A 12,224-nucleotide genomic window follows, 5' to 3' on the forward strand; every position below is an offset into this window, starting at 1 on the left:
GGCGTCCCCGTTCAGCGCCCCCAGCGCCGACCCGCGCACCACCGGAATCTTGTCCCCCGGAAACTGGTAGCTCTTCAGCAGCTCGCGCACTTCCAGCTCCACCAGCTCCAGCAGCTCCGGATCCTCCACCATGTCGCACTTGTTCAGAAACACCACGATCGCCGGCACCCCCACCTGCCGCGCCAGCAAGATGTGTTCCCGCGTCTGCGGCATCGGCCCGTCCGTCGCCGCCACCACCAGAATCGCCCCGTCCATCTGCGCCGCGCCCGTGATCATGTTCTTGATGTAGTCCGCGTGCCCCGGACAATCAATGTGCGCGTAGTGCCGGTTCGCCGTCTCGTACTCCACGTGCGACACCGCAATGGTGATCCCGCGCTCCCGCTCTTCCGGCGCGTTGTCGATCGAATCGAACGCCCGGAACTGCACCTTCGGGTTGTGCTTGCTCAGCACCTTGGTGATCGCCGCCGTCAGCGTCGTCTTGCCGTGATCAATGTGCCCGATCGTCCCTATGTTCACGTGCGGCTTGCTGCGCTCGAATTTCTCCTTGGCCATGTTCTTGTATCCTCTGCTTCTGTCTTCGTTCCGCGCGTTCCGCGCAATTTCTGGAGCGGGGGACGGGATTTGAACCCGCAACCATCGCCTTGGAAGAGCGAGACTCTACCGTTGAGTTACCCCCGCCCGGTTGCTCCCGAAATCCGCCGCTACCCCGCACCTGCAATTTCTGGAGCCTGGGACCGGGATTGAACCGGTGACCTCGTCCTTACCAAGGACGCGCTCTACCAACTGAGCTACCCAGGCCGAACTCAGCGCATCCTCCGTTGACCGCTTCGCGGTCACAAAGTTCAAAGAAACGCTTTCCGCTGCGGCGCACAATCGCCTATCGGCCTTGCGCCTCGTCTTGCACCCGCATCCGAAGATCACTTCGAGCGATTGCCCTGCGGTTTCTTGCGCTCAACGAAACCATGGTGGACGGGGGAGGATTCGAACCTCCGTAGCCCGCAAGGAGCGGCAGATTTACAGTCTGCTGGTTTTAGCCACTCACCCACCCGTCCCGCGAATACTGCATCCGTCGCCGGCTCGCGTTGACCGCTTCGCGATCAAGCGAACAAACGTTTGCCACCTGGCGCCGCGTCTGCAAGGGACGCGAAGGAACGCAAAAACGGACTCGTGTCAAAAGACACCAGCCCGTCCATTTGTCCTGCGAGGTTTCGCTCCGCCTCACTCCCCTACGTAATTCATGGCTGAGCTGGCGGAGGGAATCGAACCCCCGACCCTCTGATTACAAATCAGATGCTCTACCAGCTGAGCTACGCCAGCACTGCTCAAACCACGCAAGATTACCAGAGAAGGCATAAAGATTGCAAGGACCCTCTGCGGCTTTCAAAGCACGTTAAAGACCAGCCTTGTGGATATCTTGCGGAAAGCTTTGGCTTCAGCAATACTCAACCTAAACAGTCTACCATAATCCAGTATCTCCTCGAGCTTCGGCTCATCGGCCGCCAGGGGGGCCGCCGGGAGGAAGTCCCTGCAGGCCGCGTCGCGCATTTTCATCTCGCGCCAGCCGTCGCGGAATGTAAGAATGGCGCTTCCGCAAATCACACGGAAGCCCTGGGGTGGAACACGCTATGCGGCTCGGCGGAAAAATCGCGATCACGGCCGGCGCCGCCGCACTCGCCCTCGCTGGATACTGGTTCTACCGGCAATCCGCGACCAACCGCGTGGAGCCCCCCGTGGAGCTGGTCCGTACCCTGCCGCCCGACGCTAGCACACTCATCTATATCGATCTCGCGGCCCTGCGCCAGTCTCCCCTGCTGGCCAGCCTGCGCGCCCTGGCGCCCAATCCGCAGGCCGACGCCGACTACGCGGAGTTCGTGCGCGAGACCGGCTTCGACTACGAACGGGATCTCGACCGCGCCGCCATCGCTACCGTAATGCGCGGCGGAACACGCATCCTCTTTGCCGTGGCCGACGGGCGTTTCGACGCCCGCAAAATCGTCGCCCAGGCGCTGCGCACCGGCACGCGCGAAACGCGCGGCGGCCGCGAAGTCTTCACCGCGCCAATCAGCGGCAGCGCGCGGAAGATCACCTTCGCCTTCCTGAAAAAAGACCGCATCGTCCTGACCGACGGCGGCGATCTTAGCCCGTTCTTTTCCGCGCTGGCCGCCCGCCCGGCCGGCGGCGAGCTCGAAGAACGCGCCCTGCGCCTCGCCGGCTCGCCCGTCTTCGCCGTGCTGCACCCCGAGCCCGGAACCCTCGCCGCGCTGGCCGCGCAGATTCCCGGAGGCCTGCGTTCGGAGCAGCTCGTGGCCCTCGCCGGAAGCCTGCGCTGGATCACCCTGGCGGCGCGCCCCGATGGCGAGCAGACGCGCCTGGTCGTCGAAGGCGAAGCGCTCTCCGAAGATGCCCCGCGGCAGATCGCGGAATTGCTGGATAACCTGCTGCTGCTCGCCCGCATGGCCCTGGACGACCCCAAAGCCCGCGCCCGCCTGGACCCCGCCGAGCGCGCGGCGCTTCTGGAAACGCTGAAAAGCGCCGACGTCTCGCGCCTGGACCGCGGCGACACCAAAGCGGTGCGGCTGATGCTCTTTGCCGGCCCCAGCCTCCTCGCGGCGCTGCAGAACTCCACGCCGCACGCGACCGCCGTTGCTCCCCTGCCGGCAACCCCCGGCGCAAATCCCCGGCGGCCCTGAAGCCCGCGCAACGAAGCGCCTGGCGCGGGCCGGGAGTTAACATAACAGCCCCCACCCCCCGGCACTTTTCTGTAATTGCAGATGGCAAAGGACTTTAAGTCCAATGATTTGTAAGTGCGGATTCTACGGGGCTTGCGGACGGGTTTTTCGGAACTGCAGATTCTGCAAGGGTTAGCGGGCGAGGGGTGGCGCGCGCAGAGTGGCTGCTGCGTAATCACGGCACATGTTAGCACAGTAGTACATGCGCTTCAAGAAGGGATGGGGAGAAATTGCGAGGGCGGGGAGGGGCTGGGCATTCGAATGACATTGTGCGCGGCATTGCCAGGCGTAAGAAGAAACCGCACCCAGTCCTTGCCAACTCATCAAGGGGCTGCCACCCGCCCTTGTGTGAATCAAACGCGATATACTCAGCCATGCGCGACTCCTTTCTTTCCGGTCTTCCCACCGACAGCGTATCGCTGTGAGTAGGAGTCGCGCTTTCATATTTTCATTCTGAACGAGCACAGTACACTTCCCTGCTGATTGAGGGGAGGAGACCACTCATGGCGTTGTGGGTGTGCTTGATGCCGTCTGCCGCTTTCTTCTGATCCAGTACCAGAGGCCTAGCCCTAGTGTCACAACCACAAACCACGAAATTAGATGATGCCAAAAGTAATAGGGGAAGTAGTTCAAGCTAAGACAGGTAGGTTTAGTCCAAGGGACTCGCCACCAACACCAAATATGAGTAGAAACCTCAACTCCGACCGCCAAGACTCCGGCAAGCAGCCAGAGCACGATTGGGGGAACGCGAGTGCGCATCGTGTACCAGCAAACGAGCCAGACTGACGTTCCAATCAAAAAGCACATCGCCCAGTATGGCAGCCGTGGTAATTCGAAGTCCCAGAAGTGAAGCGGTCCGCCATTCCAGTCGATCGGAGTACCACACCAGATCGAACCTGATGCGAGTACTTCGGCCACCCAGAGAAAACCGGCACACTTGAGGACTCGGAATGCCATGATGTCTTTCACTTCTTCCACCAGAACCGGGCGGGGGCCTGAACGGTAACAGCAAGCGAGAATCGGCTTGGAGGAGGGGCGGGTGGCGCATTCTTCCGAGCGCATTTCGGCCCTCGCGGCCCACGGCGAGGATACCACTGTCATACGTCACCCCGGAGTGATAAAAGGGCACATTCGCGGGTGGGCTTCGATAAGAGCGGAGCCACCACGAAATCGCTCTGTACTCCAGGTTTGGGAACTTCGTTCGTTCGCGCTGCATGGTTCTTGCAGCAGCAAACAAACGCCAAGTTTCAATGCGCTTTCCGCCCTGCGGAATTGCCGAAGCAATGGACACACCCTGTTGCGTGGGGTTACTCTCCCTCCGACGGAGAAAAAGAGATGAGTTCCCTGGAAGCCCGCCTGCAAGCGGTGGAAGAACGCCTGCAGCATCTCGAAAATTTGGACACAATCCGCCGGGTCATGGCCGGATATTGCCGGGCGATAGACACCGGGGATATCCAGAGCGTCGAGGCGCTCTTCAGCCGCGACGCCGAAGTGACCGTGGTTCCCTGGGGTCTGGAGTGCAAGGGCCGCGACGCCATCGTGGAATTTTATCGTCAGTTTTTCCAGTCAGAGATGAAGAATGGCCGGCACTATTTGGCCAACGAGATGATCGAACGCGATGGCGACGGCTATCGTTCGTTCTGCTATTTTCACGAAACCGTGGAACGCGGCGGAGACTCGCTGGTCGGATGGGGCACCTACGAGCACACCTTCCTGCACGAAGATGGCGCGTGGAAGATTGGCAAGAAGCGAGTCACCATCCTGGTGCTGGCCTCAATCCATAAAGGCTGGGCAGGGCCGGAAAAGATCGCCACCCTGTAAGAGAGGGTGGGCACTGCGAATCGAGCAGGCCTTTCGGCCGGCAACCAATCTCTTTCTATTTGCGTCCTTGCAAGCCGCTGAGGGAATGCTACGCCGATGTCACTTGCCGGCCGGATAGGTCGCTTCCGGCTCCGGCAAGGCGAAGTCCGGGTTGGTCTTGAAGATCTCCACAATCGTGCCTAATTGTTTGCGCGCATCCACATACATGAAAGTGGCGCCGCGCCAGGTGCCGCCCATCAGCGGCTGCATCCCCGCGGCCTTAAAGCCCGCGAGCGCCCGGTCGTAGTCGTCCACTACCGACAGCACGTGGTGGACTCCCTCGCCGCTTTGCTCCAAAAACTCCTTGTAGATGCTTTGTCCGGTGAGAGGCTGAATCAGCTCCCACTGGATATTGCCCACCTGCGCGAGGGCGATCCGCATGCTGTAGGGTTCCGGCTTTTCCCGGATGGTCATTTCGGTCATGAGGGGCGGAGCCATCGTGTACACCTGCCACGGTCCGATGCCGAACGTTTTCCAGTAACGCTCCATCGCTTCCTGGACATCCCGCACAACCACGCAGATCTGCGGTATCTGCTTCAACTCCACACTGGGCATGAAATTTCCTTTCTGCTCCGGCTCTCCCAGCAGGGCTCCAGACCGCGGTCGGCCCTGCTTTCTTGCACCAGATTCACAGAGAAAGTCTACATCACGGACAGGGGCTGTGAAATTGGATTTGGCGGCACGAAGGGCTACCGCCCGTCGTTACAAGATCTGGGAAAAGAAAGGGATCAGTCGCCGCCGGCGGAGGTGGGGACGGCGCGGAGGTAGCGCCAGGGATTGACCGGGGCGTTGTTCATGCGCACTTCGTAGTGCACGTGGGGGCCGGTGGTGCGGCCGCTGATGCCGGTGTAGCCGATGACCTGACCGCGCTTGACGTGGGCGCCGGTCATGGTGGCGAAGGCGGAGAGGTGGGCGTACCAGGTGGTGATGCCGAAGCCGTGGTCCACGACGACCAGGCGGCCGTAGCCGGCGTGATTTTCGGCGATGGTGACGAAGCCGTCGGCGGAGACGTGCACCGGGGCGCCGTAGTCGGACCCGATGTCCACGCCGGTGTGGAAGGCGCCTTCCCCGCTGAAGGGGTCGAGGCGCTCGCCAAAGGCGTCGGTGATGTGGCCAAGGACGGGCCAGATGGAAGGCGTATAGGCCGAGTCGGCGAAGCTGAGCGCGGGCATGAGGCGCAGGCCGTTGCTGGAGACGGTGATGGCGGAGGCGTTGCGCTTGAGAAAGGTGAACTGCTCGAGGGAGCGTTCAAAGACGGCTTCCGGGGTGGAGGCGGTGTCGCGCAAGTCGAACATGGCCGGCTTGTAGCGCAGCACACCGTAGGTCATGGCCACTTCCGTGGCCAGAGACTGCAGCGAATCGATACGCTGGTTGGTGTCGTTGACGGTGGTCTGCAGTTGCCGATACTGGAGCTTGAGGGTGTCCTGCTGGTGGCGCAGGGCGTTGTAGTTGCCGACTTTCCAGAGCATGCGGCTGTAGGAAGCGACGGCGGCGGCTACGGAAATGGAGCCGATCAGCGCGAGGACAGCGACGCCCTGCAGCACGTACGCCGAGACGGTCATCTTGCGGAGATGGCCCGGCGACGAGGCAACGTAAAATGTGTATGACTTTCCCTTGAACATGGCGCTTCAGGCCCCTCAGCCTTCTGCTGGATATCGCGCTTCTCCGAAGCAGCGGACGCAACCCCTATTTCTGTGACCGCGAAGCGGTCAACAAGTTGCCCGCGGTTGGCACACCGGAGGAGCTATCCTACCAGAAAGAGGCCGTCTTGCTCCTGCCACATATTAGTTTTTGTAGATTTGCGAAGTCAACCCTCGGATGGCCAGTTTCGGGGCAGGCGACCCGGAGTAGTCTCCTGTCCGGAAGGACAGGAGGCAGGAGGCCCAAAGCTCGCGCCGGGGGGCGGCGCTGGTTATACTGCCCGCAGCAGACGTGAAAAGAGAAAATAACGCAGAGACACAGAGAAGAGTAAAGTTGTCCAAGGCGATGAAAAGCGGGCACAAAGCGGGGAAAGGACGCGCGACGGGGGCGGAAGATGCGCTGCTGCGGCGGATCGCGGGCGCCGCCTGGGTGGGGAAAAACGCGGGGTTGCGCGTGGGCATCGGAGACGACGCGGCGCTGTTCGCGCCGTCGGCGGGGCACGAAACGGTGCTGACCTGCGACTGGTTCCTGGAGGGCGTGCATTTCCTGCGGGAAAAGCATCCCGCCAAGGCGGTGGGCTGGAAATGCCTGGCGCGCGCGGTGAGCGACATTGCGGCGATGGGCGGGGTGCCGCGCTGTTTCCTGTTGGGGCTGGCGCTGCCGGAGACACATACGGGGCGGTGGCTGAAAGAGTTTCTGGGGGGATTGCGGCGGGCTTCGCGGCGGCTGGGCTGCACGCTGGCGGGCGGGGACACGACGCGGACCGGGCAGATCCTCATTCACGTGACGGCGGTGGGCGAGGTACGGCGCGGCGAGGGGGTGTTGCGCGCGGGAGCGCGGCCGGGGGACACGATCTTCGTGAGCGGAGCGCTGGGCGGGGCGGAACTGGGGCTGCGGTTGCTGCAGAGCAAGAGGCAGCGGATAGAGAGCAACGACCCGCGGCTGCGGAGACACCTCTATCCGGAGCCGCGGCTGGCGCTGGGGCAGTGGCTGGCGGAAAAGCGGCTGGCCACGGCGATGATGGACATTTCCGACGGGCTGTCCACAGATCTGACGCGGCTGTGCGCGGCGAGCCAGGCGGGAGCGCGGATTGCGGCGGGGCAGATTCCGCTGGGCGCGGCCAGCGCGGAGGCGCGAGAGCTGCGGGTGGATGCGCTGGAGCTGGCGCTGCATGGCGGGGAGGATTACGAGCTGCTGTTCACGGCGCGCAAAGGGCAGGAGATTCCGCGGGCGTACCACGGAGTGCCGCTAACGGCCATCGGAGAGATTACGGCGAAGCGGGAGATTGTGCTGGTGCGCCGCGATGGCAAAATCGCCGCGCTGCGGGCGGGAGGCTGGGACCCGTTTGCGCGGAGATGAAGCAGGCGGCTAGTGAGCCGGAGGACGCTCGGGGGGCTCGTCCTCGGTGGGGGCGGTGTCCGGGGTGTCCACGATGACGTGATGCTCGCCCGCCTGCTGCTCGAGCGGGGTGACATTGGCGAAGTCGAGGACGGGCATGCCGGCCAGGGCGCCCTGCATGAACTGGAGCCAGATGGGGAGGGCGGCGCGCGCGCCGGTCTCCGCCTTGCCGAGGGAGATGGCCTTGTCGTCGTAGCCCACCCAGACTCCGGTGGTGATCTGCGGAGTAAACCCCATATACCAGGCGTCGGTGTAATCCTGCGTGGTGCCGGTCTTGCCGGCGCTGGGACGGCCGAGCTGCTTGGCCTGCACGCCGGTGCCGAACTGCACAACCTCTTCCAGCATGGCGGTCATAGTGCGGGCCACGTCGGGGGAGACGACGTCATGGACTTCGGGGTGGGCCTCCTCGAGGAGCGCGCCTTCGTAGGTGGTGACGCGGCGGATCAGGTGCGCGTCGATGCGGATGCCGTCGTTGGGGAAGGCGGTGAAGGCGGAGACATGCTCGAGCAGGCGCAGGTCGGCGGAGCCCAGCGCCAGGGGGAGATAAGGAGGCAGCGGCGAAGTGATGCCGAAGCGGCGGGCCATGTCCACGACAGTGTTGATGCCGATTTTTTCGGCGAGCTTGACGGCGGGAACGTTGCGCGAGCCGGCGAGGGCGCGGCGCAGGGTGATCATGCCTTCGAACTTTTCGTCGTAGTTGCGCGGGGAGTAGGGATTGCCGCCGCTGACGGTGGTGAAGGGAGCGTCGAGAATGGTGTCGAAGGGGGTGAGGCCCTTTTCGATGGCGGCGGCATAGACGTAGGGCTTGAAGGAGCTGCCGACCTGGCGGAGGGACTGCGTGGCGCGGTTGAACTTGGAGTCCTCAAAGCTGTAGCCGCCGACCATGGCTTTGATCTCGCCGCTGGAGTTGTCGATGGAGACGAGGGCGGCCTGGGCGGTGGGCTGCTGCTCGAGCTGGACGCGTGCGGTGGTTGCGCGCAAGTCGAGAATAGCGAACTGGGCGAGGTCGCCGGGCTGGAGGAGTTCGTTGGGGCGCTTGCGGCCGGTCCAAGCGAATTCGGAGGGGGAGAGAAAGGCGCGGTAGGGACCGATCTTGATGAGGGCGGTCTTGTCGTCGGAAGAGAGGACCAGGCCGGTGACGTAGCTGCCTTTTTCGATGGGGCGGCGCCAGTCGTCGTCTTCGTAGGAATCGAGCTTGCCGAGATGGTCCCGGAGGATGTTGGGGAGGCCGCCGCGCCAGCCGTGGCGGCGGTCGTAAGCGTGCAGGCCGTCGCGGACGGCCTGGTTGGCGGCGCGCTGCATGGGAACGCTGAGGGTGGTGTAGACGCGCAGGCCGCGCTCGTGGACGGCTTCGGTGCCGTAGGTAGACTCGAGATACTTGCGGATCTCTTCGAAGAAGTAGGGCGCGAGATCGTTGCGCGGGTACTGGATGTGCAGGCCCAGGGGGGATTTGCGGGCGGCGTCGGCTTCGGCGGGGGAGATCTTCCCTTCCTCGGCCATGCGCGAGAGGACGAGATTGCGGCGCTCGCGGGCGAGGTCGGGATTGTTGAGCGGGGAATATTTGGGGCCGTTGACCAGGCCGGCGAGGAGCGCGGCTTCGGGGAGCTTGAGGTCGGTGACGGGCTTGCCGAAATAGAAGAGCGAGGCGGCGGCGAAACCGTAGTTGCCGTGGGCGAGATAGATCTGGTTGGCGTACATGGTGAAGATCTGGGGCTTGGTGTAGCGGCGCTCGATCTGCAGGGCCAGGAGGATCTCCTGTATCTTGCGGCGGAAGCTGCGGTCGGAGCGGTCGAGGAAGAGAGTGCCGGCGAGCTGCATGGTGATGGTGCTGGCGCCTTCGGCGATGCGGCGGCGGCGGATGTTGCGCAGGGCGGCGCCGGCGACGCGGGGGAAATCGATGCCCCAGTGCTCCTGGAAGTGCTGGTCCTCGATGGCCACGACGGCGTTGAAGAGCACCTTGGGGGTCTGCTCCCAGGTCATCAGGACGCGGCGCTGCAGGGCAAAGCTGCCGACGAGCTGGCCGTCGTCGGCGTAGATTTCGGTGACCACGTTGGGGCGGTAGGTTTCGAGCGCGCGGATTTCCGGGAGGTCGCTGGCATAGACAAAGAGCAGGCCGCAGGCGGCGCCGAGGGTGATGGAGCAGAAGAGGAGAAAGGCGAGGGCGACGCGGTCCATCAGCTTCCAGCCGCGGAGGTGCAGGGTGATCGGAGGCAGGCTCAGCATCGAAAGCCGAGTTTATCGCAGATGAAGTGGATTGCGGAGAGGCGATGCGCGGGGGAGTTTCTATGTCGAGACGGGCGCCTACAGGCGCTCGTAATAGTGTTCGCCGGAGCAGGCACGGCAGAGAGTGCGGCCGTCCTTGACGATTTCGCGCTTGAAGTTGATGCCTTCGCCGCATTGCGCGCAGACGACGCGCGGGCCCTTGAAGCCGGGAAGATCTTCGGGGCGGACTTCGACTTTTACCCATTGTTTGGAGAAGAGGACGTCATCGGGAAGCGCGGCGTAGGCTTTCTGCTGGGCGGCTTCGCGTTGGAGATCGGGGAACATGGCGCGGGCGGCGTCTTTGGAGGATTCCCTGGCGGCGATGCGCACGGCGCGGCCGGTTTGCAGGTCCACGAAGGTGGCGGCGACCTTGCCCCAGTCGCGGAATTTGAGCGCGCGCTTGCCGAGGCGGCAGTTGGCGACAAGGGCGACGGCGTCGGTGACGCAGCGGTCGATTTCCACATAGGTGACGATGCGCTTGCGTTCGGCGATGGGGTCGGTGATGCCGAGTTCGCGCAGGCCGTGCATGGCCAGGCGCACGCCGAGGACCTGGCCGGCGCAGATGTGCCCGTGGGTCTGGGCGGCGAGGGCGAGGTATTCGTCGAGGGATTTCATGGCCAGAAGAAGTTTACAGTTGAGAGTTGAGAGTTGAAAGTCGAAAGAAAGAGCAAGAGATCCTGAGGGCGAAGGAGCGCAGCGCAAGAATTGAACCTGGCGGGGATTCAGTCGAGATCCTTCGCTTCGCTCAGGATGACAAAACCATCCAAGCTGAGCGGTCAACTATTGCGCTGGTTTCTCCGGTCCCGACCAGGGGTGGGGGGAGCGGGCTTCGAGGAAGGCCAGGACGGTCATGGCCAAGGAGAGGGCGAGAAGGAGGCCGTCGCGGAAGACGGTTTTGATGGTGAGGGGTTCGGGATTGGCGAAGCAGCCGCAGTTGATCGACAGGCCGAGGGCGTAGGAGCGGACGACGACGACAAAGAAGCCGAGCATGATCAGGCTGGCGAGGGAGGCCCAAATGCGCAGGCGCCAGCCGAGGAGAAGCAGCAGGCCCAAGGCGATTTCCGCGAAAGGCAGAGTGTGGGCGACGAAGTTCACGCCCCACGGGGGCAGCATCTGGTAGGAATCCACCTGCATGGCGAAGAAGGAGAGAGCCAGGGCGATGGGCGGACGGGGATGCATGGTGGGCAGGAAGATTTTGGCGTAGCCGGCGTAAATGAAGATGGCGGCGAGGACCAGGCGGCCCAGCCAGATGATGGAGCGGCGCAGATTGAGGGGAAAGGATTGCATCATGAATTTATCCTGGCTGCACCAAACTATTTCTGGTTGAGGAGCTGGTTAAGGAACTGGCGGAGGATGTCATAGCTCATGACCCCGCCGTAGGGATAGGTCTGGCCGTTGGCGAAAAAGACGGTGGTGGGCGTTTGCGAGACGTTGTAGAAATGGCCGAGGGCGATGTCTTTCTCGATGGCCTCATCGAGGGTACCGCTCTTGACCAGGGCGCGGACCTTGACCATCTGCGCAGGAGTGAGGACTTTGGCGACCGTGCCGTCGATGTCGCCGCTGGCCGCCCAGGAGTCCTGATTCTCGAAGAGCACGCGCTCGACCTGCTCGTATTTGCCGAGGCGCGCGGCGGCGCTGGCATATTGCGCGGCGACGCGGGAGTGGGCGTGCATGGGCAGCGGGAAATCGCGATGGATGAGATAGACCTTGCCGGTGCTGACGTAATCATCGAAGAGCTGGCGCCAGATGGTCATGTAGAGGGTGCGGCAGGCCGGACATTGAAAATCGCTGAAGACCTCCATAGTAATGGGAGCGGACTTCGAGCCGAAGGCCTTGTGAGGATCGACAGGGGCGGCGGCGGATTTGGCCTGCGGCAGAGCGGCGGTGTAGGCCAGTGAGCCCGCCAGACCCACAACTACCGTAAGAATGATTGCCGGCAACAGTCGCAGTCGAAGCACGCACGCCTCCCGAAAGTTCCTCGCTGCTTAGACCAAGGCAAGCAAGGTAATGATAGCAAAGGCCGAAATTGTACCCCGAAACCGGGGCGGATGGAGCGGTCGAGGAGAAAAAGCCGCCCGGGGGGCCAGCCAGTTGAAGGTGAGATGCAGAAAATGGATGGGAGTTTGCGTAGAGGTGGAAGAAGATAATAGGGGAGTCAGAAATATTTTTTAATCTGTAAGTATAAGAATATAATAATCTTACAACTGCAATCAACCATCTTGACAAGAAGACACTCAACTCGTATACTCGCGCAGGACTGAGGGCGTAAGAGGTACAGGGGTTCCCGGGCGGCATGGCCGCCGCACTGTACTGGCAAAATTATAGAGATTTCGG

At 62.9% G+C, this 12,224-nt stretch carries 10 protein-coding genes and 4 tRNA genes; 3 read left to right on the top strand and 11 right to left on the bottom strand.

The genetic code is table 11. The annotated features are described in order from the left end of the window. The 5 genes from LAN61_10265 to LAN61_10285 form a co-directional block, all read right to left on the bottom strand. Nucleotides 1-552 (bottom strand): GTP-binding protein (locus LAN61_10265; GenBank protein ID MBZ5540891.1); only part of this gene is annotated, 552 nt, incomplete at its 3' end. 51 nt (nt 553-603) lie between these two features. After that, nucleotides 604-678: transfer RNA gene (locus tag LAN61_10270), tRNA-Gly, on the bottom strand. A gap of 44 nt (nt 679-722) precedes the next feature. Beyond that, nucleotides 723-798, bottom strand: a tRNA-Thr gene (locus LAN61_10275). Nucleotides 799-963: 165 nt separating this feature from the next. Beyond that, a tRNA-Tyr gene (locus LAN61_10280) sits at nt 964-1,052 on the bottom strand. 192 nt (nt 1,053-1,244) lie between these two features. Then, nucleotides 1,245-1,317: transfer RNA gene (locus tag LAN61_10285), tRNA-Thr, on the bottom strand. 296 nt (nt 1,318-1,613) lie between these two features. Between LAN61_10285 and LAN61_10290 the strand changes: the two genes are divergently transcribed. Beyond that, nucleotides 1,614-2,690, top strand: a complete 1,077-nt coding sequence (locus tag LAN61_10290) for a hypothetical protein (GenBank protein ID MBZ5540892.1) — start codon at nt 1,614-1,616, stop codon at nt 2,688-2,690. Between the two features lie 1,374 nt (nt 2,691-4,064). After that, a complete protein-coding gene (locus LAN61_10295) occupies nt 4,065-4,550 on the top strand; it encodes a nuclear transport factor 2 family protein (protein ID MBZ5540893.1) in 486 nt (161 codons plus the stop codon). Between the two features lie 99 nt (nt 4,551-4,649). Here the strand turns inward: LAN61_10295 and LAN61_10300 are convergent, their stop codons facing one another. Continuing rightward, nucleotides 4,650-5,144, bottom strand: a complete 495-nt coding sequence (locus LAN61_10300; GenBank protein ID MBZ5540894.1) for a VOC family protein — start codon at nt 5,142-5,144, stop codon at nt 4,650-4,652. A 173-nt stretch (nt 5,145-5,317) separates the two neighbouring features. Further along, on the bottom strand, nt 5,318-6,211 hold the full coding sequence (locus tag LAN61_10305) for a M23 family metallopeptidase (GenBank protein ID MBZ5540895.1): 894 nt from the start codon (nt 6,209-6,211) through the stop codon (nt 5,318-5,320). Nucleotides 6,212-6,563: 352 nt separating this feature from the next. Here LAN61_10305 and thiL point away from each other — a divergent pair, with 352 nt between their 5' ends. Further along, nucleotides 6,564-7,589, top strand: coding sequence for a thiamine-phosphate kinase (gene thiL / locus LAN61_10310; GenBank protein ID MBZ5540896.1), 1,026 nt, complete (start codon nt 6,564-6,566; stop codon nt 7,587-7,589). A gap of 9 nt (nt 7,590-7,598) precedes the next feature. On the opposite strand, the gene LAN61_10315 is transcribed toward thiL, so the two are convergent. The 4 genes from LAN61_10315 to LAN61_10330 all read right to left on the bottom strand — a co-directional run bounded on the left by LAN61_10315 (nt 7,599) and on the right by LAN61_10330 (nt 11,848). After that, the gene (locus tag LAN61_10315; GenBank protein ID MBZ5540897.1) at nt 7,599-9,803 is read right to left on the bottom strand and encodes a PBP1A family penicillin-binding protein; all 2,205 of its coding nucleotides are present in this window, start codon (nt 9,801-9,803) and stop codon (nt 7,599-7,601) included. A 126-nt stretch (nt 9,804-9,929) separates the two neighbouring features. Beyond that, entirely contained in the window at nt 9,930-10,505 is a 576-nt protein-coding gene (locus LAN61_10320; protein ID MBZ5540898.1) for a TraR/DksA C4-type zinc finger protein, read from the bottom strand. Nucleotides 10,506-10,670: 165 nt separating this feature from the next. Beyond that, on the bottom strand, nt 10,671-11,180 hold the full coding sequence (locus tag LAN61_10325) for a DoxX family membrane protein (GenBank protein MBZ5540899.1): 510 nt from the start codon (nt 11,178-11,180) through the stop codon (nt 10,671-10,673). Between the two features lie 23 nt (nt 11,181-11,203). Next, nucleotides 11,204-11,848, bottom strand: a complete 645-nt coding sequence (locus tag LAN61_10330) for a thioredoxin domain-containing protein (GenBank protein MBZ5540900.1) — start codon at nt 11,846-11,848, stop codon at nt 11,204-11,206. Nucleotides 11,849-12,224: the final 376 nt, after the last annotated feature.

It is taken from the genome of Terriglobia bacterium, from assembly GCA_020072785.1.
Classification (GTDB): domain Bacteria; phylum Acidobacteriota; class Terriglobia; order Acidiferrales; family UBA7541; genus Acidiferrum.